The sequence below is a fragment of the Mesorhizobium sp. M0904 genome, assembly GCF_040319475.1.
GTDB lineage: Bacteria > Pseudomonadota > Alphaproteobacteria > Rhizobiales > Rhizobiaceae > Mesorhizobium.
Map to the genome: position 1 here is coordinate 11646 of NZ_JAMYOC010000019.1, position 20385 is coordinate 32030.

General features: G+C 63.6%; 22 protein-coding genes and 1 pseudogene. 13 read left to right on the plus strand and 10 right to left on the minus strand.

Annotation, left to right across the window (positions count from 1 at the left end; translation table 11 throughout):
• Positions 1-4: 4 nt before the first annotated feature.
• From lptB to lptC, 3 genes are read right to left on the minus strand one after another with little or no spacing between them, the layout of a single operon-like run.
• Positions 5-823, minus strand: coding sequence for an LPS export ABC transporter ATP-binding protein (gene lptB, locus NKH80_RS20165; RefSeq protein WP_023718959.1), 819 nt, complete (start codon positions 821-823; stop codon positions 5-7).
• The gene (locus NKH80_RS20170) at positions 823-1431 is read right to left on the minus strand and encodes an LptA/OstA family protein (protein WP_254816816.1); all 609 of its coding nucleotides are present in this window, start codon (positions 1429-1431) and stop codon (positions 823-825) included. The genes lptB and NKH80_RS20170 overlap by 1 nt, the downstream gene beginning before the upstream one ends.
• Positions 1418-2131: an LPS export ABC transporter periplasmic protein LptC gene (gene lptC, locus NKH80_RS20175; protein WP_352476407.1), complete on the minus strand. Its 714-nt coding sequence runs from the start codon at positions 2129-2131 to the stop codon at positions 1418-1420. Before lptC ends, NKH80_RS20170 begins: the two co-directional genes overlap by 14 nt.
• Positions 2132-2436: 305 nt before the next feature.
• Between lptC and sppA the strand changes: the two genes are divergently transcribed.
• From sppA to lhpI, 4 genes are all read left to right on the plus strand, one after another.
• Positions 2437-3393 (plus strand): signal peptide peptidase SppA, encoded by a 957-nt coding sequence (gene sppA, locus NKH80_RS20180; protein ID WP_352993120.1) that lies wholly within the window; start codon positions 2437-2439, stop codon positions 3391-3393.
• A gap of 81 nt (positions 3394-3474) precedes the next feature.
• Positions 3475-3759, plus strand: a complete 285-nt coding sequence (locus NKH80_RS20185; RefSeq protein ID WP_023675261.1) for an integration host factor subunit beta — start codon at positions 3475-3477, stop codon at positions 3757-3759.
• 47 nt (positions 3760-3806) lie between these two features.
• Entirely contained in the window at positions 3807-4139 is a 333-nt protein-coding gene (locus NKH80_RS20190) for a LapA family protein (RefSeq protein WP_352649557.1), read from the plus strand.
• A 52-nt stretch (positions 4140-4191) separates the two neighbouring features.
• Positions 4192-5169, plus strand: a complete 978-nt coding sequence (gene lhpI / locus NKH80_RS20195) for a bifunctional Delta(1)-pyrroline-2-carboxylate/Delta(1)-piperideine-2-carboxylate reductase (protein ID WP_352993122.1) — start codon at positions 4192-4194, stop codon at positions 5167-5169.
• Between the two features lie 64 nt (positions 5170-5233).
• Here lhpI and NKH80_RS20200 read toward each other — a convergent pair whose 3' ends face one another.
• Both NKH80_RS20200 and NKH80_RS20205 read right to left on the minus strand, forming a co-directional pair.
• On the minus strand, positions 5234-5602 hold the full coding sequence (locus NKH80_RS20200) for a VOC family protein (RefSeq protein WP_352506606.1): 369 nt from the start codon (positions 5600-5602) through the stop codon (positions 5234-5236).
• Positions 5603-5688: 86 nt separating this feature from the next.
• Positions 5689-6373 (minus strand): annotated as a pseudogene (locus NKH80_RS20205) (helix-turn-helix transcriptional regulator).
• A 123-nt stretch (positions 6374-6496) separates the two neighbouring features.
• On the opposite strand from NKH80_RS20205, the gene NKH80_RS20210 reads away from it, so the two are divergent.
• The 7 genes from NKH80_RS20210 to olsB all read left to right on the plus strand — a co-directional run bounded on the left by NKH80_RS20210 (position 6497) and on the right by olsB (position 13940).
• Complete coding sequence (locus NKH80_RS20210) at positions 6497-6982, plus strand: anthrone oxygenase family protein (protein ID WP_352993124.1); 486 nt, start codon at positions 6497-6499, stop codon at positions 6980-6982.
• 89 nt (positions 6983-7071) lie between these two features.
• A complete protein-coding gene (locus NKH80_RS20215) occupies positions 7072-8133 on the plus strand; it encodes an RsmD family RNA methyltransferase (RefSeq protein ID WP_352506609.1) in 1062 nt (353 codons plus the stop codon).
• Complete coding sequence (locus NKH80_RS20220; protein ID WP_352993126.1) at positions 8134-8997, plus strand: TrmH family RNA methyltransferase; 864 nt, start codon at positions 8134-8136, stop codon at positions 8995-8997.
• A gap of 26 nt (positions 8998-9023) precedes the next feature.
• Entirely contained in the window at positions 9024-9500 is a 477-nt protein-coding gene (lspA, locus tag NKH80_RS20225; RefSeq protein ID WP_352506692.1) for a signal peptidase II, read from the plus strand.
• Positions 9501-9551: 51 nt separating this feature from the next.
• Positions 9552-10541 carry an acrylyl-CoA reductase (NADPH) gene (gene acuI / locus NKH80_RS20230; RefSeq protein WP_352993128.1) on the plus strand — a complete coding sequence of 330 codons (990 nt, stop codon included), beginning with the start codon at positions 9552-9554 and terminating at the stop codon, positions 10539-10541.
• An 85-nt stretch (positions 10542-10626) separates the two neighbouring features.
• Complete coding sequence (locus tag NKH80_RS20235) at positions 10627-12915, plus strand: hybrid sensor histidine kinase/response regulator (protein WP_352506611.1); 2289 nt, start codon at positions 10627-10629, stop codon at positions 12913-12915.
• Positions 12916-13064: 149 nt separating this feature from the next.
• Entirely contained in the window at positions 13065-13940 is an 876-nt protein-coding gene (gene olsB / locus NKH80_RS20240) for a l-ornithine N(alpha)-acyltransferase (protein ID WP_023675251.1), read from the plus strand.
• Positions 13941-14040: 100 nt separating this feature from the next.
• Here olsB and grpE read toward each other — a convergent pair whose 3' ends face one another.
• Positions 14041-14676, minus strand: a complete 636-nt coding sequence (grpE, locus tag NKH80_RS20245) for a nucleotide exchange factor GrpE (RefSeq protein WP_352506612.1) — start codon at positions 14674-14676, stop codon at positions 14041-14043.
• 240 nt (positions 14677-14916) lie between these two features.
• Between grpE and NKH80_RS20250 the strand changes: the two genes are divergently transcribed.
• Both NKH80_RS20250 and NKH80_RS20255 read left to right on the plus strand, forming a co-directional pair.
• Positions 14917-15117, plus strand: coding sequence for a hypothetical protein (locus NKH80_RS20250; protein ID WP_352993130.1), 201 nt, complete (start codon positions 14917-14919; stop codon positions 15115-15117).
• A gap of 125 nt (positions 15118-15242) precedes the next feature.
• Positions 15243-16265: a fatty acid desaturase gene (locus NKH80_RS20255; protein WP_352993208.1), complete on the plus strand. Its 1023-nt coding sequence runs from the start codon at positions 15243-15245 to the stop codon at positions 16263-16265.
• Between the two features lie 149 nt (positions 16266-16414).
• On the opposite strand, the gene NKH80_RS20260 is transcribed toward NKH80_RS20255, so the two are convergent.
• The 4 genes from NKH80_RS20260 to NKH80_RS20275 all read right to left on the minus strand — a co-directional run bounded on the left by NKH80_RS20260 (position 16415) and on the right by NKH80_RS20275 (position 20327).
• Positions 16415-17035 (minus strand): DJ-1/PfpI family protein, encoded by a 621-nt coding sequence (locus tag NKH80_RS20260; protein ID WP_352993132.1) that lies wholly within the window; start codon positions 17033-17035, stop codon positions 16415-16417.
• Positions 17036-17171: 136 nt separating this feature from the next.
• On the minus strand, positions 17172-17708 hold the full coding sequence (locus tag NKH80_RS20265) for a DUF934 domain-containing protein (RefSeq protein WP_352993134.1): 537 nt from the start codon (positions 17706-17708) through the stop codon (positions 17172-17174).
• 209 nt (positions 17709-17917) lie between these two features.
• Positions 17918-18682, minus strand: coding sequence for a phosphoadenylyl-sulfate reductase (locus tag NKH80_RS20270; RefSeq protein WP_352993136.1), 765 nt, complete (start codon positions 18680-18682; stop codon positions 17918-17920).
• The gene (locus NKH80_RS20275; RefSeq protein WP_352993138.1) at positions 18657-20327 is read right to left on the minus strand and encodes a nitrite/sulfite reductase; all 1671 of its coding nucleotides are present in this window, start codon (positions 20325-20327) and stop codon (positions 18657-18659) included. Before NKH80_RS20275 ends, NKH80_RS20270 begins: the two co-directional genes overlap by 26 nt.
• Positions 20328-20385 lie beyond the last annotated feature (58 nt).

Genomic DNA, 20385 nt, shown 5'->3' on the forward strand with positions numbered 1-20385 from the left:
GCATTTAGAGCGTAAATCCCTCGCCGAGATAAAGCCGCCGCACATCGGCATTTGCGACTATCTCGTCGGCCCGGCCATGGGTCAGCACCTGGCCGGCATGGATGATGTAGGCGCGGTCGATCAGGCCAAGTGTCTCGCGCACATTGTGGTCGGTGATCAGCACGCCGATGCCACGTGCCGTCAGGTGGCGCACGAGCTGCTGGATGTCGGCGACGGCGATCGGATCGATGCCGGCGAACGGTTCGTCGAGCAGCATGTAGGCAGGGCGGGTTGCCAAGGCGCGGGCAATTTCGAGGCGTCGCCGCTCACCACCGGAGAGCGACAGCGACGGAGCCTTGCGCAGATGGCTGATGTGGAATTCCTCGAGCAATTCGTCGAGCAGCCGCTCACGCTCCTTGCGGCTCTTTTCGACCACTTCGAGCACGGCCCGGATGTTTTGCTCGACATTCAGGCCGCGAAAAATCGACGCTTCCTGCGGCAGGTAGCCGATGCCGAGACGGGCGCGGCGATACATCGGCATCGACGTGACGTCGAAACCGTCGATTTCGATGGTGCCTTCATCGACCGGCACTAGGCCGGTCACCATGTAGAAACAGGTCGTCTTGCCGGCGCCGTTGGGGCCGAGCAGCCCAACCGCCTCGCCGGCGCGCACGCCTAGCGTCACGCCGCTGACGACTTTGCGGCCCTTGTAGCTTTTGGTCAGCCCTTTGGCGATCAAGGTTCCCTTGAACTTTGCCGCTTCGACGGTGACCCTGGCCGGTGCCGCAAGTTTGCTGGCGGCGCGCCCTGGAAGACGCGCCAGCAGCGACGATATGCCGGTCATCAGGGTTTCGCTGCTCCAGACTTCGCCGGTGGCGTGATCGACATCATGACGCGGCCGCCACAAGCGTCGACCTGGGCAAGGCCGCTCTTCATCTGCACGGTAAGCTTGCAGCCGACAAGCACGTTGTCGCCTTGCGAGAGCACGACTTTGCTGCCCGAAAGCACCAGCACTTCGGTCTTCATGTCGAAGGTGCCGCGGTCGCCGGTGGCAACCTGATCGTCCGATTTGATGTAGACCTTATCGTCGACCTCGAGATGGTCGATGTTGGCGGATCCGGTCATTGCCGCGGCACCCGCGGGCTGGGCGCCTTTGGCGGCGCCTGCATCCCTGACGTAATAGACCGTCATTTTGCCGGCCTTGAGCACGGTTGGACCCTGGACGACGTTGACGTTGCCGGTGAAGACGGCGACGCTTTCCGCCTGGCGCACCTCGAGCTTGTCGCTTTCGATCTGGATAGGCTTGTCGCCCGACAGCCTGAGGCCGGACATTTGGCTGGTGGCACTGGATTGCGCCAGCGACGGCGCTGTCCCGAAGGTCAGCCCCAAGGGCAACCCAAGCGTTAACGCCGAGATCGCGGCGAGGCGCCGTGCCGAACTACTGAACCGCATTGGTCTCTCCGCTCTTTGCCTCTGCCGCCTTCAAACTGGCGGGATCGATGTCGACGCGCACCTTGTTCTCGAAAATCAGGACCTTGCCATTGTCCTGGACCGACATCGAATCCGCCCTGATCCGCGACCCGCCGCGGCTGACATCGACAGGTTCGCTTGTCTTCATAGTGCCTTCGGCCATGTCGAGATAGACTGATTTAAATTTTGCCACCACGCCATCCGTGGTCGACACGGTCACGTCGCTGGTCAGGCTGAACGTGTTGCCGTCGCGATCGTAGGTGCCGTGCGCAGCACCGATGGCGGCGGTGTTGTCGGCTGCAATCGGCAGCTTGGCCTTGATACCTTCCAGATCGATGATGCCCTGTTTGCTGACATCCTGTATGGCGCGGAGCGCTGTCATCGAATAGGGCAGGTTCTGCTTGGTGAAGCCGTTGAGCTTGGGATTGGCCATCACCAGCTTGCCATCGGCAAAGGCGCCGCCGTCGGCCTGCACCTCGATTGCAGCGGGTGCCATGAGATAGGAATAGACCGGAAACGCGACCGCGATCACGGCGGCGACCAGCGGTACGGCCAGCTTCAGGATCCGGACCCGGCGCGAATGACGCTGCGCAATGTCAAACGCGTCGACCCGCGCCCGGCCTGCGGCCTTGGGAGCCAACTCCGTCTCGGTGTTGGTCGGTTCGATTGGTCCCGCTAACATGACTGCTTCTTCTAAACCCCTGCCCGCCAGGCCGCCCTATAGGTGGGATGCCGGCGCCCTCAAGCAAGCACAAGCCGAGGAAAACCGCAAAAATGTGACAGCCGCCCCTGTACAACGAAAATGGCCCCAGCGCAGCCTGTACCTCATACCAGATATGGGCGCACAGTGTTAGAGCCTGTGGAACGTAACAGGTTGAGGCTTGCCGCGAATGCCTAAGGCCTTTGGCGCAAGGCCGTCAGGAAACGGTAGCCGGGCGCGAATGGTTGCTTTAAAAGCATCTGCTCCCACCGACTACGAGGCTGACCATGGCATTGAGAGCCGACGACCTGATCGACCGCCGCCGCTTGCGCCGCAAGCTGACATTCTGGCGTATCGCGGCGATTATCGTCGCCGCAGCCGGGCTGATCGCCTTTTCGGCGTGGATCTATGGTGACGACTTCACCAGCGCGGCTGTCGACCACATCGCCAAGGTCAAGATCGAAGGTACCATCACCGAAGACGAAGAACTGATCAAGCGGCTGGAGGCCATCCGTCAGTCGCCGCGCGTCAAGGCTGTGATCCTGTCGATCGATTCACCCGGCGGCACCACCGTCGGTGGCGAGTCGATCTATGAGGCAGTGCGCAAGCTCGCCGCCGACAAGCCGGTGGTGGCCGAGGTCGGCACGCTCGCGGCTTCGGCGGGCTACATGATCGCCACTGCGGCCGACCATATTGTCGCACGCAAATCCTCGATCGTCGGCTCGATCGGCGTGCTGATCCAGTACCCGGACGTCAGCGGCCTCATGGACAAGCTCGGCGTCAAGCTGGAGGAGGTGAAATCCTCGCCCTTGAAGGCCTCGCCTTCTCCCTTCAAGCCGACCAATGACGATGAGCGGGCCATGGTCCGCAAGCTCATCCTCGACAGCTACGACTGGTTCGTCGGCATCGTCGCCGAGCGCCGCAATATGACCAAGCCAGAGGCGCTGGCGCTCGCAGACGGGTCGATCTTCACCGGCCGGCAGGCGGTCGCCAACAGATTGATCGACGCGGTCGGCGGTGAAGCCGAAGCGATCGACTGGCTTGCAGGCAAGGGTGTCGATGCCAAGCTCAAGGTACTGGAATGGAAGGATACGGAAAAACGCGGCGGTTTCCTGTTCTCCAAGGCGATGGCGCAGACCGTCGGCGCTGCGCTTGGCCTGCCCGGCCATGGCGGCGACGTCCTTCACGAAATTGGAGTGGACCGCTTGTTTCTTGACGGTCTCGTTTCCGTCTGGCACCCTTGAGGAACCGCTTGGGACGAGTGAAAAACCAAATAAAATCATTCTGATAATTTCGGCGGCACTGCTTTCACGGGGAGCCTTTTCATGATCAAATCCGAACTTGTTCAGATCATCGCCACGCGTAATCCGCATCTTTTCCTGCGCGACGTCGAAAACATTGTCAGCGCTATCTTCGATGAAATCACTGACGCGCTTGCCGAGGGCAACCGGGTCGAGTTGCGCGGCTTCGGCGCGTTTTCGGTGAAAAACCGCCCTGCCCGCACCGGCCGCAACCCGCGCACCGGCGAATCCGTGGAGGTTGAGGAGAAATGGGTACCGTTCTTCAAGACCGGCAAGGAATTGCGTGAAAGGCTGAACGGAGGCAAATAGGCGCGGCACGCGCCACCGCTCCTGCCTTTTCTTCCGAACGGAAAAACATGTTCAATCGCTTCATTCTCATCGTGGTTTTCGTGCCGCTGGCCGTCATCCTGATTGCGCTGGCCGTCGCGAACCGCGAACCGGTAGCCTTCACACTCGATCCGTTCAATCCCGGCAATCCGGCGCTGACGCTGACCGTGCCGCTCTTCATTTTCCTGTTCCTGGCGCTGGCTATCGGCATGATCGTCGGCAGCCTGGCGACCTGGATCAAGCAGGGCCGCTACCGCAAGCTGGCGCGCCAGCGCGGCGCCGAGGCCGAGAACCTGCGCCAGGCGGTCAGCCGCGCGCCCACCGCGTCGCAGAGCCCAGTCTTGCCGAAGCCGACGAACTGAGCCGCCGCTCGGGCCTGAGGCACAACCGGCCTAGTTCTCCACGGAGCCTTTCATGCTGACCATTTCCGCCGCCGAGGTCGACCGCGCGCTGACCTTTTCCGGGCTGGTCGAGACGTTACGCGCCGCCTTTCGCGATGGCGCCGTGCAGCCGGTCAGGCACCATCACACTGTCGAGCGGCCCGATGGTGCCGCCTCGACGCTGCTTTTGATGCCGGCCTGGACCGACTTCAACGCAGCCGGCACCTCGGCCGATGGCCATATCGGCGTCAAGATCGTCACCGTGTCGCCTGACAACAATGCCGTCGGCAAGCCCGCGGTGATGGGGCTTTACCTGTTGCTCGACGGCGCCACAGGCGAGCCTCAGGCCTTGATCGATGGCCAGAGGCTGACACAGTGGCGCACGGCCTGTGCCTCGGCGCTGGCTGCCTCCTATCTGGCCCGCGAGGATGCATCACGGCTGCTGGTGGTCGGCGCCGGCGCGCTGTCGCCATTCCTTGCAAAGGCGCATTCGGCGGTGCGTCCGATCAAGAACATCCGCATCTGGAACCGCACGTCGTCGAATGCCGAAAAGGTCGCGGCAAAATTGCGTGCCGAGGGTTTTGCGGCCGAAGCAGCAGGCGATCTCGACGCCGAACTCGGAAAGGCCGATATCGTATCGTCGGCGACCATCACCACCATGCCACTGATCAAGGGCGCACTCTTGAAGTCCGGCACCCATGTCGATCTCGTCGGCGGCTTCACGTCGGCGATGCGCGAAAGCGACGACGACGCGATTGCACGCGCCCGCGTCTATGTCGACACCCGCGCCGGCGCAACCAAGGAAGCCGGCGATATCGTCCAGCCGCTGGCCTCCGGCGTTCTGAAGCCGGAAGCCATCGTCGCCGACCTCTATGAACTGGCGCGCGGCCAGAAAAAAGGCCGGCAGAACGACGACGAGATCACGCTGTTCAAGTCGGTCGGCGCAGCCCTCGAGGACCTCGCCGCCGGCATTGCCGTGTATCGGGCAAGCGAAAGGGGAGTAGGGGAGTAGGAAACCGCACTGATCGTGCGGCGCTGCGCCAGCTATGTTTCCTGTCACGTACTCCCCTACTGCCCTACTCCCTTTGCCAATAAACCCGCAGCCGGTGGCTGTCGGGATCAAGCGCGACGAAGGTGCGGCCGAAATCCATGTCGGTCGGCGTCTGCAGAATTTTCAGCCCGCGGCCGGCCCACTCGGCATGGGTGGCGTCGACGGCACCCGGCGTGTCCAGCGCAAAGACGATCTCGGCGCCGCCGCCCGCTGCCGCGGCGGCCGGTTCCACGGTGTGACGCGACCAGAGGCCGAGCTTGAAGCCGTTGTCGAGCACGAACAGCACGAAGGTCGGCGAGGTCTCGACCGGTTGCCGCCCAAGCAGCGCGCTATAGAAGGCGCCGCTTTGCTCAGGCTTGTCGACATAGAGGATGACGAAATTGGGCGGTGTCATGAATTGCTCTCCAGATGGTTTCGACTGGAGGAGCATAGCGTATGCCACTGCCAGATTCTGGCAGCAGTCTCAACTGAGCAGCAGTCTTAGCTTGGCGTGTCGAGCGTCGCCCGCCATTCTTTGAGCAGCACCTGACGGCGGCGCGGATAGCGCATCTCGGGGGCATTGAGGCCGGACATCCGATCGGCGCGAAAGTGCCTGAAATCCTGGCGCATCTCGCACCAGGCCGCGACGACGCGCACCTTGTCGAAGAAGCCGAGTGCGAACGGGCCAGACGGTGCGCTCGGAGGCAGCGCCGCCTGCGTCGCGATAGACAAAGCTCAGCTTGCGCTCCTCGCGGATGGCCTGCCGCACCACGCCGAGATCGATGCCTTCTGTGACCTCGGTGCGCGACCCGACCAGCAGCGTCGAGGCATCGAGTTCCTCGCGCAAATCGTCCGGCAGCACCGCCGCGATCTTGGCCAGCGCGTCGGTGGCGGCGTTCGCAAGCCGCCAGTCCGGCTGCTTGGCCACCCAGCGCGAACCGAGAACGATCGCCTCGATCTCCTCATCGGTGAACATCAAGGGCGGCAGCATGAAACCTGGCCTGAGCACGTAACCCAGCCCCGCCTCACCCTCGATCGGCGCACCCTGCCCCTGCAGCGTGGCGATATCGCGATAGAGCGTGCGGAGCGACACACCCATTTCGCCCGCGAGGCTGCGGCCGCTGACCGGCCGGCGATGCCGGCGCAGGATCTGGATCAGGTCGAGCAGGCGTTCGGCGCGGGACATGGATCGTAACCCGGTTTGATGGATGTCCAATTTGAATGGACGATAGTGCGCCTGCCCTTTCGACGGCAAGCAAGACGATCGCCGACCGGAACGTCTGCGCCCTGACGCCGTTGTCTGGCCATTATGGATATACGCGGTTTTCTGTTGTTCTGGTCGGTTTTGACCGCCATCGTCGCGGCGCTCAGCCTTGGGCCGTCTTTCGCCCATGTGCTGGAATCGGTGCCGCGGCTGACCAGATGGCGGCCTTCGCTCTGGCGTGAAACCACTGTCTTTAACGCTCAGTTCCAATTCTTCGCGATTATCGGCGCACCGCTGGACCTGGCGGCAATCGTCTGTCCGGGCCTCCTCGCCTGGATGCTGCGCAGCGATCGTCCGGCATTCTGGTGGGTCTTGGCCGCCACCGTGCTCTACCTGCTAGCGCTTGGGGCGTGGTTTGCGCTGGTCAAACCGGCAAACGATGTCCTGGCCACTTGGGTACCTGGACCGATCCCAGGCAATTTCGAAACCATCCGGAGCCGCTGGGAAACCGGCCATATGGTCGTCACCGGCTTCAAGGCCGTTGGTTTCATAGCGCTCGCAATCGGCCTGCTGTCGATCAGTTGCGGCTGATCCGGCTGCGCACGTCGGCAGCCCTTTTGTTGCGCCGGTCAATGTGCTGTGGCAGAAGCGGCCAAGCCGCCGTCCGGAGATGCGCCTTCTTGAAACCTTTTCGCGACAGACGCCGCGACAGCCGACCGCCCGCAAAAGGCGGGGCGGAGCATGTCCGGCGGCGCGACGCCAGCCCAACCGCCGGTCCGGAGCCTAAACCGCAAGACCGGTCCGAGCCAAAAGCCGCGCCGCGCATGCTCTCGCGCCGCGATGGCGCGCTGCCCGCCGAACATCTGCCGCTGATCCTCGAAGTCGGCCCCAATCAGGACTACGCGCTGCTAGACAGTGGTGCCGGAGAAAAACTCGAGCAATACGGCCCCTACCGCATCGTTCGGCCGGAGGGCCAGGCGATCTGGCAAAAGGCATTGGCGGCCAGGGACTGGGAACGCGCCGACGCCATCTTCACCGGCGATACCGACGAGGAAGGCATCGGCCGCTGGCGCTTCCCCAAGACGCCGCTCGGCGAGACCTGGCCGATGAAGCATGACGGCATCGACTATCTCGGCCGCTTCACTTCGTTTCGCCATGTCGGCGTCTTTCCCGAGCAGGCCTCGCACTGGGACCACATGGCCGGACTGATCGCGGCGGCAAAACGGCCGGTGAAGGTGCTGAACCTGTTCGGTTACACCGGCCTTGCCTCCCTGGTGGCGGCGCATGCCGGCGCCGAGGTCACCCATGTCGATGCTTCCAAGAAGGCGATCGGCTGGGCACGCGAAAACCAGGAGATGGCGGGCCTATCGAAAAAGCCGATCCGCTGGATCGTCGACGATGCCGTGAAATTCGCCGAACGCGAGGAGCGCCGCGGCAGCCGCTACGACATCATCCTGTTCGACCCGCCCGCCTATGGCCGCGGACCGAAAGGCGAGGTCTGGCAGTTGTTCGAGGACCTGCCGGCGCTGACCGATATCTGCCGCGCGATCCTGACGCCGAAGCCGCTCGCCGTGGTACTGACCGCCTATTCGATCCGCGCCTCTTTTTTCGCGATCCATGCCCTGATGCGCGACACCTTCGCCGGCATGGGCGGCACGGTCGAGTCGGGCGAATTGATCATCCGCGAGAAATCTGCCGGTCGGGCGCTTTCGACCTCGCTGTTCTCGCGCTGGGTGGCCTGAATGAGTGCGTACGAACGGCACGCAGGCGCGCCAGGGCATGTGAAGGAAGTCACCAGCCTCGCCAACCCGCTGATCAAGGACATCAAGGCGCTCGCGCTGAAGAAATTCCGTGACCAGCAGAATGCCTTCATGGCCGAAGGCCTGAAGCTGGTCATCGACGCGCTCGATCTCGGCTGGTCGATCAGGACATTGGTCTTCGCCAAGGCCGGACGTGGCAACGCGGCAGTCGAAAAGGTCGCGGCGCGCACGGTCGCCGCCGGCGGCACGGTACTTGAAGTCTCGGAAAAGGTGCTGGTCGCCATCACCCGCCGTGACAATCCGCAAATGGTCGTCGGCGTGTTCTCGCAGAAATTGCTGTCGCTGAAGGACATCCGCGTCGAGGACAGCGATGTCTGGGTAGCACTCGACCGCGTTCGCGACCCCGGCAATCTCGGCACCGTCATCCGCACGGTCGACGCTGTCGGCGCCAGGGGCGTCATCCTGGTCGGCGAGACCACCGATCCCTTTTCGGTCGAGACGGTGCGCGCCACAATGGGCTCGATCTTCGCCGTGCCCGTCGCCAAGGCGTCGCCCGAGGCTTTTCTCGCCTGGCGAACGAGCTTTCCCGGCCTCGTCGCCGGCACTCATCTGAAGGGTGCGGTCGACTACCGCTCGGTCGATTTTTCAAAAGGCCCGGTGCTTTTGGTGATGGGCAACGAGCAGCAAGGCCTGCCTGACGAGCTTGCCGCAAGCTGCGACAAGCTGCTGCGGATACCGCAGGCCGGCCGCGCCGATTCGCTCAACCTTGCGGTGGCCACCGGCGTCATGCTGTTCGAGATCCGGCGCGACGCGCTGAAGCTCGGCCCGGAGGACGCCAGATCGTGACATCTCAAACCGTGAAACTGCAAACCATGAAGTCCTGGAGGCCGTACGCTCTTCTGGTCGTCGCCGCGATAGCGCTCGACCAGTGGCTGAAATACCTGGTCGAAACCGGCCTCGCCTTTCAGGAACGGCTCGACCTGCTGCCGTTCCTGGCGCTGTACCGCACCTACAACACCGGCATCGCGTTCTCGCTGTTTTCGTCCTTCGGCGACACCGGCCTGGTGGTCGTCGCGGTTCTGGTGGTCGCTTTCGTGCTCTATCTTGCGGCCCGCACGCCGCCCGGCCACCTGCTTGCCCGCATCGGCTTCGCACTGATCGTTGGCGGCGCGCTCGGCAACCTGATCGATCGCGCAATCTACGGCCATGTCATCGACTATGTCCTGTTCCATACGCCGGTCTGGTCCTTCGCCGTCTTCAACCTCGCCGACGCCTTCATTTCCGTTGGTGCCGTGCTGGTCGTCTTCGATGAGCTCATTGGTTGGCGGCGCGGAATGTCGAGCGATTGACCTCACTCGCCTGGCGCCGCACATTCTGATCTGCAAGCCCGAGGAGAAAACATGCCCGAAACCTTCAAAGCCATCCTCGTTTCGCGCGACGCCGAGAAAAACCAGTCGGTCGCGGTGACCGAGCTTACAGAGGCAGACCTGATGGAGGGCGACGTCACCGTCGCGGTCGAGGCGACGACGGTGAACTACAAGGACGGCCTTGCAATTACCGGCAAGGCGCCGGTAATCCGCCGCTGGCCGCTGGTGCCGGGCATCGATTTCGCCGGCACAGTCATCTCGTCCTCCAATCCTGACTGGCGCAAGGGTGACAAGGTCATATTGAACGGCTGGGGCGTCGGCGAGACGCATTTCGGCGCCTTTGCCGGGCGCGCCCGTGTCAAAGGCGACTGGCTGGTGCCGCTGCCGGACGGAATGAGCCCGCACGATGCGATGGCGATCGGCACCGCCGGCTACACCGCCATGCTTTGCGTCATCGCGCTGGAGCGCCACGGCATCGTGCCCGATCGTGGTCCGGTGGTGGTGACCGGCGCTGCCGGTGGCGTCGGCTCGGTCGCGATCTCGATCCTGTCCAGCCTCGGCTATCACGTCATTGCCTCGACCGGCCGCGCTGCCGAAAGCCCCTATCTGATCGACCTCGGCGCCGCGGAAGTGATTTCACGCGACGAGCTTGCGCAGCCGGCAAAACCGCTCGCCAAGGAACGCTGGGCCGGCGGCGTCGATGCCGTCGGCAGCCACACGCTGGCCAACGTTCTGTCGATGACCTCCTATGGCGGCGCCGTCGCCGCTTGCGGCCTCGCCGGCGGCATGGACCTGCCGGCCAGCGTCGCCCCCTTCATCCTTCGCGGTGTCTCGCTGCTCGGCATCGATTCGGTGATGGCGCCCAAGGCGGTCCGCCTCGAGGCCTGGCGCCGCATCGGCACCGATCTCGATCACGCAAAGCTTGCCAGTCTGTCGACGAGCATCGGCTTCGACGGCATCATCGGCGCCGCGCATGACATCATCGAGGGCAAGATCCGCGGCCGTGTGGTGGTGGACATGTGAGCCTCTTGGGGAAAAAGAGCGCGACCGCTAAAATTCGAACGATCAATCACAACCTTCGATAAGCTCTGTCTGGCAGGAGTTCCGTATGATTGCGGAACCCGGCATCAGAGCGGCGGAACCAGCCGAACGGGCCGACGGGACGGCCCCCGATACGCCAGCACGGCAGCTTGTCGCCGCGCCACCGCTGGCGCCGGAATTGCCCGACGCCAACCGCGAAGGCCTGTCCTTCCTGACGCTGGTCGCCATCGTCGTGCTGGCGGGCCTGTCGCATTTGACCGGAGCGCCGATCTTCATCACCATCGGCCTTTTGGCGACAGCCATGGCCGGGCTCGCCATGCATCTGCGCAACAGGCGCACCGAGCGCCGCGCAGTGGCCCTGCTCGATGCCACCACCGCCCGCAGCCGCGCCGAAATCGAGACGCTGGCCGACCGCATGTGGGAGATGCAGGAGAGCGAGGAGCGCTTTCGCGGTCTGATCGATGCACTCGGCGATCTCGTCGTCCACCGCGACCGCGACGGCCACATTGTCTACGCCAACAAGGTTTTCGCCGACCTTGTCGAAACCGACCAGCGCGAGCTTGCCGGCAAGGCCCTGGCCGAACTAGGCATCGATGTCGGCATCGTCCCCGACGCCGCGTTTTCCGACCATGAATGCCTGAGTTCCACCGACGTCGCCATTCGCACGCCGGACGGTCCACGCTGGTTCTCTTGGATCGAGCTGTCGGTGCGCGACAAGGACAGCGGCGCCGTTTCGCATCGCGCCATCGCCCGCGACATCACCGCCCGCAAGCGCGCCGAATCCTCGCTGATCACCGCCCGCGAGCGGGCCGAATATGCGAGCCAGGCCAAATCGCGTTTCCTCGCTACCGTCAGCCACGAGATCCGCACGCCGATGAACGGCATCATGGGCATGGCCCGGCTTCTCGCCGACACCAGCCTTTCGCCCGAGCAGCGGACCTATGTCGGCGCCATCTCGACCTCGGCCAGCGCGCTGCTGGCGCTAATCGAGGACCTGCTCGACTACTCCAAGATCGAGGCCGGCCGCTTCGATCCCGAACCGCAGCCGATGTCGGTGCGTGAGATCGCCGACAATGTCGTCGAGCTTTTGGCGGCGCGGGCTTTTGCCAAGGATATCGGCCTCGGCTGTCATGTCGAACCCGACGTGCCGCAGCTGATCACCGCCGACCCCGGCAGGGTCAGGCAGGTGCTGCTCAACCTCATCGGCAACGCCGTCAAGTTCACCGACAGCGGCGGCGTCCTGGCAAGCATCGCCCGCGTCCGCACCGAAATCACCGACCGCATCCGCTTCACCATCACCGACACCGGCCCCGGTCTGCGCGAGGAGGACATGGAGCGTATCTTCGAGGACTTTGAACAGGCTGACGGCACCTCGACCCGTGCGCATGGAGGTGCCGGCCTCGGTCTTGCCATTTCCAAGCGCCTGGTGACCGCCATGGGCGGCACCATCTCTGTGTCGAGCCGCCTTGGCCAGGGATCTGAATTCGTCTTCGAGATTCCCGCTATTTCCGCCGTCGAGGCGCCGCAGATCCGCGAGAACCCGCTGTCGGGCCGGCATGCGGTGATCGTGTCGAAGAACCCGGTCGAGGCCGAAGCCATCGCCCGCACCATTCGCGCCAATGGCGGCACGGTCGATCTGGCCACCGCCGCCGCCCAGGCCACCGCTTTCGCCGAGGGCTGTGACGTGCTGCTGATCGATGCTGCCATGGAGCAAAGCGACGGCAGGCTGCTCAGGCGCCTGCGCCAGAGCGGATTTGCCGAGTGCGAGGCAGTGACGCTGATCGCGCCGACCGACCGCGGCATGCTTGGCGAATTCCGTGCCAATGGTTACGCCACCTTCCTGGCGAGGCCGGTGCGCGGCGAGACACTGCTGCGCGTGCTTTTGACCAGCCACGCGCCGGTCATCGCCGAGCCGCAACTGCAAAGGCGCGGCGCGCAGGCGGGGCATGCCATTGGCGCCCGCCAGCAGGGCCTGTCGGTGCTGATCGCCGAGGACAACGACATCAATGCCATGCTGGCCCGCGCCACGCTGCTGAAGGCCGGGCATCGCGTGAAAGTGGTCGGCAACGGCAAGGCCGCGGTCGAGGCGGTCATCAGCACCGGCCACAAGCACCGCTACGACGTGGTGCTGATGGACTTGCACATGCCTGTCATGGACGGCCTGGACGCCATCGCCGCCATCCGCCGCCATGAGGAGGAGACCGCGGTGCCGCCGGTGCCGATCATGGTGCTGTCGGCCGACAGCCAGGAAAAGACCCGCCACGCCGTGCTCGCTCACGGTGCCAGCGGCTTCGTCACCAAGCCGCTCGACCCCGATGCCCTGGTTCATGCCGTCGAGGGGCAAGTGGCCGCCTGAGGCACAACATAGACGGTTGATAGATTACCCAGCCGACGAAGTATTGCCCGCAGAGCCGTATCACGGTACTGTCACAATCCTGTTGCACCTACACCGTATCCCCGTGCCAAGAGGGATGGCTCGAAGGAGAATCACTCGTGCATACAGTCATGCCGGAATGTGATGCTCGGCCGAACGCCAGCGGGCCTTTGCTCGTCGGCCGGAACGCCGATGCCGTCATAAAAGGCGCATCGCTCGGCCGCATCGGCAATCTCGAAGTGCGGCTCGCCCGCAACGAGGCCGAGATCGCTGCCGCGCAGGAAGTGCGCTACCGGGTGTTCTACGACGAGCTTGGTGCCAGGAAGGACCTGTTCCAGATGCAGGACCGCCGCGATGCCGATCGCTTCGATCCCCTCTGCGATCATCTGCTTGTGTTCGATACTTCGCTTTCCGGCCCCGAGCATCGCCGCATCGTCGGCACCTACCGCCTGCTGCGGCAGGAGATTGCCGCAGCGGCCGGCGGCTTCTATTCCGAAGGCGAATTCGAGCTGACCAAGCTGATCGCGCGGCATCCCGGCCAGCGGTTCCTCGAGCTCGGCCGCTCCTGCGTTCTGCCGGAATACCGCTCGAAGCGCACCATCGAGGCGCTGTGGCAAGGCATCTGGGCCTATATCAACCATTACGGCATCGGCGTGATGACCGGCTGCGCGTCGTTCCACGGCACCGTGCCGGCGGCACATGCCGAGGCGTTGACCTATCTTGCCCACCACTGCCGGACGAATTCATCCTGGGACGTGCGCGCCGTCGCCGGGCGCTATTGTTCCATGGACCTGATGCCGATCGAGGCCGTCAACACCAAGGCGGCGATCGCCGCGATGCCGCCGCTGGTCAAGGGCTATCTGCGCGTCGGCGCGCGCATCGGCGACGGCTGCGTCATCGACCGTGAATTCTCGACGGTCGACGTGTTCGTGGTGATGCCGGTCAAGGAGATCGGTGCCCGCTACGTCAATTATTATGGCGGAGAAGCGCAGCGGTTTGCTGCCTGAGTAGGGGAGAGAAGGCAACGGCCGGAGTAGGCAAGTGCTCTGCTCTATTTTACCCGACGTAGCGGTATTCCCTACTCCCGTACTGCCCTACTCCCCCAACTTACGCATCTTTCTCGGCCTGCTCATTCACCGGCCCCGGCTCCACCGGCGCTTCGCTCGCCACATGCTTGGGGCCGCCCTTGGCGACGCCGACCATGGCCGGCCGCAGCACACGCTCGCCGATCGAATAGCCGGGCTGCACGACCTGCACGACTGTGTTGGCCGGTACGTCGGGATTGGGCACCTCGAACATCGCCTGGTGGAAATTCGGATCGAATTTCTCGCCCTCGGGCTCAAGCTTCTTCACGCCGTGACGTTCCAGCGCCGACAGCATGGCGCGCTCGGTGATCTCGACGCCGTCGATCAGCGCCTTGAAACCGGCATCGTCCGAAGCCTTGGCCTCCTCCGGGATGGCATCCAGAGCACGGCGCAGATTGTCTGACACCGAAAGCATGTCGCGGGCAAAGTTGGCAACCGCATAGGCGCGCGCATCGTGCACGTCGCGGGCGGTGCGGCGGCGCAAATTCTCCATGTCGGCCGCGACGCGCAGCGCGCGATCCTTCAGCTCTTCGTTTTCCTTCAGAAGCCGCACAAGCGCTTCATAGTCGCTGTCGACGCCGCCTTCCCTTGGCTCCGCGGCAGCCTCGGTCTTCTCGGCTTCATCGGGCGCGCGTTCGTCTTTTGCCTGGTCGCTCATCGCCGTTTCCCGTCATTTTCGAATGGTGTGGATTTGCGCCCGATATCGAGGTTTGGCGGCCAAAAATCAAGGGGCAAGCGATACTGCAGCCGCTGGCCACGGCTTGAGGGCGAACAGCGGAGACTTTTCGATTTTAATTCAAACTTTACCGTATCCGACGGCTTTGCTTGCCAGGCTACTACAATGCGGGAACCATTCCTCCTGTGGAAGAGTTTCGAAGCCGACACAGGATTTTGGAAGATGTCCCGCACCAATGGCGAAAAGCACGACGCGCTCGCCGTCGATATCCGGCGCCAACTCGGCAATGAGACCACCAAGCGCTTCCTGCGCACCCTGCCGGCATTCCGCACGGAGACGGATATTCCCGACCGCCTGAAGAAATTGCTCGATCGCCTGGACGGGATCGAAACCAACATGGTCGCAGGCGTGCGCCGTCGGTAGGCGCCGTTGCCGGCGACGCGCCCGGCGACTGTGGCCGGGATTCGTCGCATCGCGCGACATTTACCCGCAGTAACTTTGCGTGATCTTCATCTTGCGGCAGCGCCCTGCTCCGCCTATGTTTCATGATGAACATGATTTCCCCCGAAGCTGTGGCAAACAGCAAGCGCGCCTGGTTGAAAATCCTGTCGCGCTATAAAAAGCCCGACAGGCGTCGCAGCGCCGTCGAACTCGCCATCACCCTCATTCCCTTCGCCACGCTGTGGGCACTGTCTTCGGCCGCCTATGCCTATGGCCACTGGTGGGGTCTGGTCCTCATCCTTCCGGCAGCCGGCTTTCTGGTGCGGATCTTCATGATCCAGCACGATTGTGGCCACGGTTCCTTTTTTGCCAATCGCTATGCCGACGACTGGATCGGCCGTGTGCTTGGCGTGCTAACGCTGACGCCCTACGATTGCTGGCGCCGCGCCCACGCAACCCATCACGCCAGCGCAGGCAATCTCGACGAGCGCGGCACCGGCGACATCAAGACACTGACCGTCGCTGAATATCGGCAACTGTCGTGGCGGGGCCGGCTCGCCTATCGCCTCTATCGCCATCCGCTGGTGATGTTCGGCCTTGGCCCGATATGGATTTTCATGTTCGAGCAGAGACTGCCCCTGGGCATGATGCGGGGCGGTTTCACCCCCTGGGTGTCGTCGATGTCGACCAACCTCGCCATTGCGGTCATCGCCGCGCTGCTCATCTGGTTCGTTGGCCCCGGCGCGTTTCTGGTCGTGCATCTGCCGATCGTCATCCTCGCCGGATCGGCCGGCATCTGGCTGTTCTATGTCCAGCACCAGTTCGAGGAGACGGAGTGGACAAAGGACTCCGAGTGGGAATTCCAGCACGCTGCCCTGCACGGTTCGTCCTATTACGACCTGCCGCCGGTGCTGAACTGGATCACCGGCAATATCGGCGTCCACCACGTGCACCACCTCTCGGCCAAGGTGCCATGCTACCGGCTTCCGGAAGTGCTGAGGGACTATCCGGAATTGCGTGAGATCGGCCGCGTCACGCTCCTCGACAGCCTGCGCTGCGTCAAGCTGGCGCTGTGGGACGAGAGCCGCAGCAAGCTGGTATCGTTCCGCGAAGCGCGGATGGCCGTGTAGGCGCACCGCCGCACCTAAAGCGCGTCGCGTTCGACCAGCCTCATGCGAGGCGCTTTAGGTTCTTGTTTATGCATGCCGTTATCGCAAAACCGCTGAACACACTTTTGCGCGACATGCGTTAGGGGTGCGGCGGGCTCCAAGTTCCGAGCTTAAGCCGCCTGGCGGTGGTCGCGCATCAGGATCTCGCCTTGGCGGATCTCGGTGCCCAGCACTTTCAGGCATTCGCGCATGAACGCGGCAAGGCCCGGCCAGCCCTTGGCCGACACCAGATTGCCATCGACATGGGCGCCGGTCGGCGCAACATCGATATAGATGCCGCCGGCCAGCGTGACTTCCGGCTCGCAATATTGCAGTGCCGCGACTTCGCGGCCGCGCACGACGCCGTCGACTGCGATCAGGATCTGCACGCCGTGGCAGATGGTGAAGATCGGCTTTCCCGTCTCATGGAAATGCCGCACCAGCGCCTGCACGCGTTTGTCGATGCGGATATATTCCGGCCCGCGCCCGCCCGCCGCGTAGACGGCATCGTAGTCGGCGGGATTGACCTCGGAAAACGTCTTGTTGAGGATGTAGTCGTGGCCGAGCTTTTCCGTATAGGTCTGGTGGCCCTCGAAGTCGTGCAGCGACGTCTTCAGGATATCGCCGGCCTTCTTGTCGGGGCAAACGACATGGACGGTGTGGCCGACCGCATGCATGGCCTGTTCAAAGACGAAAATCTCGTACTCCTCGCTGAACTCGCCAACGAGCATCAATATCTTCTTGCCAGCCATACCCGGTTCCTCCCTTGTGGCCACATTTATTCGGATCGCGAAATAATGGGCCTATCCTAAGGCGGAGAGGCGCAAAATAAAAGGCTGAATCGGGAATGTGGTCCGACCAGACAGGCTTCTGGCCGTCTGGAGCGGATCAGCCGGGGCGCACCCGCCGCCAGGAATATTTCGGGCCTTTGGGCTCCGGCTTCACCGCCGGCTGATAGAACAGCGGCAGTCCGCCTGTGCGGCCTTGCTCGAGCCGCTTCAGCAGCACCGGGTGCGAGATCTCGAATTCGTCGAAGCCGAGGCGCAGCATATGCGGCAGCTGGTCGATAAGCACCTGCCCGGTGGCGCGCATGGCGCCGGTGAAGTGGTAACGGCTGCGCAGCAATTCGCCCTTGGAGAACGAGCGGCCGTCATTGAACGCCGGAAAGGCCAGCGCCACCAGCGACAGCTGGTCGAGCAGGCCGGCGATCTTGTCGAGCTGGTCGCCGGGCTGCAGCAGCACGCCGATGCGTTCCTTCGCCGACCGCCGCACCTCCGGATCAAGGCCGAGAAACGCCTGCAGCGGCAGGATGAAGCGGCCATTGCCGACCAGCGCCTCGGCGCTTTCGGCACGAACCCACTCGTCCTCGCGGAACCCATCCGGTGTCCACAGCCGCGTGCCGTTTTCGGCTATCAAGTCGCTCATCAAGAAAATTCCCAAGTCCAAAGAGTCTAAAGTGCAAAACACCCCAGGGTGCGTTGAGATTCAGGTCAGGCCGAGCCGGAGCCGAAGGCGGGCGCGAAGCGACCAAACTGCGTGGCTTCCAAGAACCGGAGCAGAGCGTACTCTTGGGTACGTGAGCACCGGAAGCGCAGGAAGCCGCCATTTGCAGGCCGGCTGAATATCAATATGCCCTAAAGTGAGGCGTCAGTCAGCGACCTTTCCAACCCCGACAAGTGGATGCCGCATTCGGTCTTGGCGTGCCCGGCCCAGCGGCCGCTGCGCGCGTCGTCGCCCGGTTGCACCGGCTGCGTGCATGGGAAGCAGCCGATCGACAGATAGCCATAGGCGACCAGCGGGTTTTCACGCAGCGCATGCGCGCGCATGTAGCCGGCCTGGTCCGATGTCGTCCAGTGCGCCAGCGGATTGATGCGGATGCGCGAGCCGACCGCCTCGAACACCGGGAGCGCTGCCCGGGTCGCCGCCTGGAAGCGCTTGCGGCCGGTGAACCAGGCGCGGAACGGCTCGACGCCGCGCGCCAGCGGCTCGACCTTGCGCACGTCGCAGCAGGCGTCAGTATCGGTCTCGTTCAGATTGCCGGTCGGGTCGATCCTTGCCAGCGCCGCATCGTCGGGCCTGATCACCCGGATATCGGTCAGCCCGAAATCGGCGGCCAGCGCGTCACGATAGCCGAGCGTCTCCTCGAAATGCTTGCCGGTGTCGAGAAAGATCACCGGCAGCGTGCGGTCGATCTCGGCGATCATGTGCAGCAGCACCGCCGAATCCGCGCCGAAGGACGAGACGGCGGCGATCTCGCCATGAAAGAATTCCCGGGTCGACCGCTCGATGATCTCCAGGGGCTTCAGATGGCCGTAGAGCGCGTCGAGACCCGCCGCTTGGGCGGCGATGCCGGCCTTGATGTTGACAATACGGTCAAGCGGCCTTGGCTTCGCCAGCATAGAGCGCCTCCTTGAACGGCGCAGGACCGACACGGCGGTAGGCGTCGATGAATCTTTCGTTTCTGTCCAGCCGAAGCTCGAGATAGGTCTCGACGATCTGCTCGATGGCATCGGTGATCTCTTCCGAACTGAAGCCGCGGCCGATGATCTCGCCGACCGAGGTGTTCTCGTCGGCCGAGCCGCCGAGCGTCACCTGGTAGAGCTCGGCGCCTTTCTTCTCGACCCCGAGGATGCCGATATGGCCGACATGGTGATGGCCGCATGCATTGATGCAGCCGGAAATCTTCAACTTCAATTCGCCGATCTCGCGCTGGCGCTCCAGTGAGGCGAAGCGCCGCGAGATTTCCTGCGCCACAGGAATCGAGCGCGCCGTCGCCAGCGCGCAATAATCGAGGCCGGGGCAGGAGATGATGTCGCTGATCAGGTTCGAATTGGCCGTCGCCAGCCCGATATCGACAAGCGCGTCATAGACCGCTTTGAGGTCGGCCCGCGCGACATGCGGCAGGATCAGGTTCTGCTCGTGGCTGACGCGCAGCTCGTCGAATGAATATTTTTCGGCAATGTCGGCGACCGCTTCCATCTGGCTGTCGGAGGCATCGCCTGGCGTCTCGCCGATGCCCTTGAGCGAGATGGTCACCGCGGCGTAGTCGGGATGGCGATGGGTGACCACATTCTGGTCCAGCCATTCGGAAAAGCTCTTGGAGTCGAGGCGGGCAAGCCTGACCGCCTCGTCGCCTTCCGGCCGGTCGACAAGCGGAGGCGGCGCGAAATAGGCATCGATGGCGCGGATGTCTTCTTCCGGCAGCCTGAGCTCGGCGTCCTTCAGCTCCTGCCATTCGGCCTCGACCTGGCGGGTGATCTCCTCGACGCCGGTCTCATGGACCAGGATCTTGATGCGCGCCTTGAACTTGTTGTCACGACGGCCGAAGAGGTTGTAAACGCGCAGGATCGCCGTGCAGTAGGACAACAGATCCGCTTCGGGCAGGAAATCGCGGATCTTCTTGGCGACCATCGGCGTGCGGCCCTGGCCGCCGCCGACATAGACGGCGAAACCAAGCTCGCCGGCGGCGTTCTTCTTCAGGTGCAGGCCGATGTCATGCGTCTGGATGGCGGCGCGGTCGCGCTCGGCGCCGGTCACCGCGATCTTGAATTTTCGCGGCAGGAACGAGAATTCCGGATGCACCGACGACCATTGACGCAGGATTTCGGCATAGGGGCGCGGATCGGCAACCTCGTCGGCGGCGGCGCCGGCGAAGTGGTCGGCAGTGACGTTGCGAATGCAGTTGCCGCTGGTCTGGATGGCGTGCATCTCGACGCTTGCCAGATCGGCCAGGATCGCCGGGATGTCCGACAGCGCCGGCCAGTTGAACTGAATGTTCTGGCGCGTCGTGAAATGCCCATAACCCTTGTCGTATTTGCGGGCGATGTGGCCGAGCATGCGCAGCTGCTTGCTGTTCAGCGTGCCATAGGGCACTGCGATGCGCAGCATATAGGCATGCAGTTGCAGATAGACGCCGTTCATCAGCCGCAGCGGCCGGAACTGGTCCTCGGTGATCTCGCCGGCAAGGCGCCGCGCGACCTGGTCGCTGAACTCGGCGACGCGGGCTTTGACGAAATCGTGGTCGAACTCATCGTAACGGTACATATTCAGGTCTTTCCGGGCGCGTCCGCCCGTTATTTTCTTCGTTCGAGCATGATCGCGA

Excerpts from the sequence above, each read along its gene's own strand:
- NKH80_RS20270 (WP_352993136.1), bottom strand. The coding sequence starts at position 18,682 with ATGCTGGCGAAGCCAAGGCCGCTTGACCGTATTGTCAACATCAAGGCC.
- NKH80_RS20265 (WP_352993134.1), bottom strand. The coding sequence starts at position 17,708 with ATGAGCGACTTGATAGCCGAAAACGGCACGCGGCTGTGGACACCGGAT.
- NKH80_RS20275 (WP_352993138.1), bottom strand. The coding sequence starts at position 20,327 with ATGTACCGTTACGATGAGTTCGACCACGATTTCGTCAAAGCCCGCGTC.
- NKH80_RS20255 (WP_352993208.1), top strand. The coding sequence starts at position 15,243 with ATGAACATGATTTCCCCCGAAGCTGTGGCAAACAGCAAGCGCGCCTGG.
- NKH80_RS20260 (WP_352993132.1), bottom strand. The coding sequence starts at position 17,035 with ATGGCTGGCAAGAAGATATTGATGCTCGTTGGCGAGTTCAGCGAGGAG.
- NKH80_RS20170 (WP_254816816.1), bottom strand. The coding sequence starts at position 1,431 with ATGCGGTTCAGTAGTTCGGCACGGCGCCTCGCCGCGATCTCGGCGTTA.
- lhpI (WP_352993122.1), top strand. The coding sequence starts at position 4,192 with ATGCTGACCATTTCCGCCGCCGAGGTCGACCGCGCGCTGACCTTTTCC.
- NKH80_RS20185 (WP_023675261.1), top strand. The coding sequence starts at position 3,475 with ATGATCAAATCCGAACTTGTTCAGATCATCGCCACGCGTAATCCGCAT.
- NKH80_RS20235 (WP_352506611.1), top strand. The coding sequence starts at position 10,627 with ATGATTGCGGAACCCGGCATCAGAGCGGCGGAACCAGCCGAACGGGCC.
- grpE (WP_352506612.1), bottom strand. The coding sequence starts at position 14,676 with ATGAGCGACCAGGCAAAAGACGAACGCGCGCCCGATGAAGCCGAGAAG.
- NKH80_RS20250 (WP_352993130.1), top strand. The coding sequence starts at position 14,917 with ATGTCCCGCACCAATGGCGAAAAGCACGACGCGCTCGCCGTCGATATC.
- sppA (WP_352993120.1), top strand. The coding sequence starts at position 2,437 with ATGGCATTGAGAGCCGACGACCTGATCGACCGCCGCCGCTTGCGCCGC.
- lptB (WP_023718959.1), bottom strand. The coding sequence starts at position 823 with ATGACCGGCATATCGTCGCTGCTGGCGCGTCTTCCAGGGCGCGCCGCC.
- acuI (WP_352993128.1), top strand. The coding sequence starts at position 9,552 with ATGCCCGAAACCTTCAAAGCCATCCTCGTTTCGCGCGACGCCGAGAAA.
- lptC (WP_352476407.1), bottom strand. The coding sequence starts at position 2,131 with ATGTTAGCGGGACCAATCGAACCGACCAACACCGAGACGGAGTTGGCT.
- NKH80_RS20210 (WP_352993124.1), top strand. The coding sequence starts at position 6,497 with ATGGATATACGCGGTTTTCTGTTGTTCTGGTCGGTTTTGACCGCCATC.
- NKH80_RS20200 (WP_352506606.1), bottom strand. The coding sequence starts at position 5,602 with ATGACACCGCCCAATTTCGTCATCCTCTATGTCGACAAGCCTGAGCAA.
- olsB (WP_023675251.1), top strand. The coding sequence starts at position 13,065 with ATGCCGGAATGTGATGCTCGGCCGAACGCCAGCGGGCCTTTGCTCGTC.
- NKH80_RS20190 (WP_352649557.1), top strand. The coding sequence starts at position 3,807 with ATGTTCAATCGCTTCATTCTCATCGTGGTTTTCGTGCCGCTGGCCGTC.
- lspA (WP_352506692.1), top strand. The coding sequence starts at position 9,024 with ATGAAGTCCTGGAGGCCGTACGCTCTTCTGGTCGTCGCCGCGATAGCG.
- NKH80_RS20220 (WP_352993126.1), top strand. The coding sequence starts at position 8,134 with ATGAGTGCGTACGAACGGCACGCAGGCGCGCCAGGGCATGTGAAGGAA.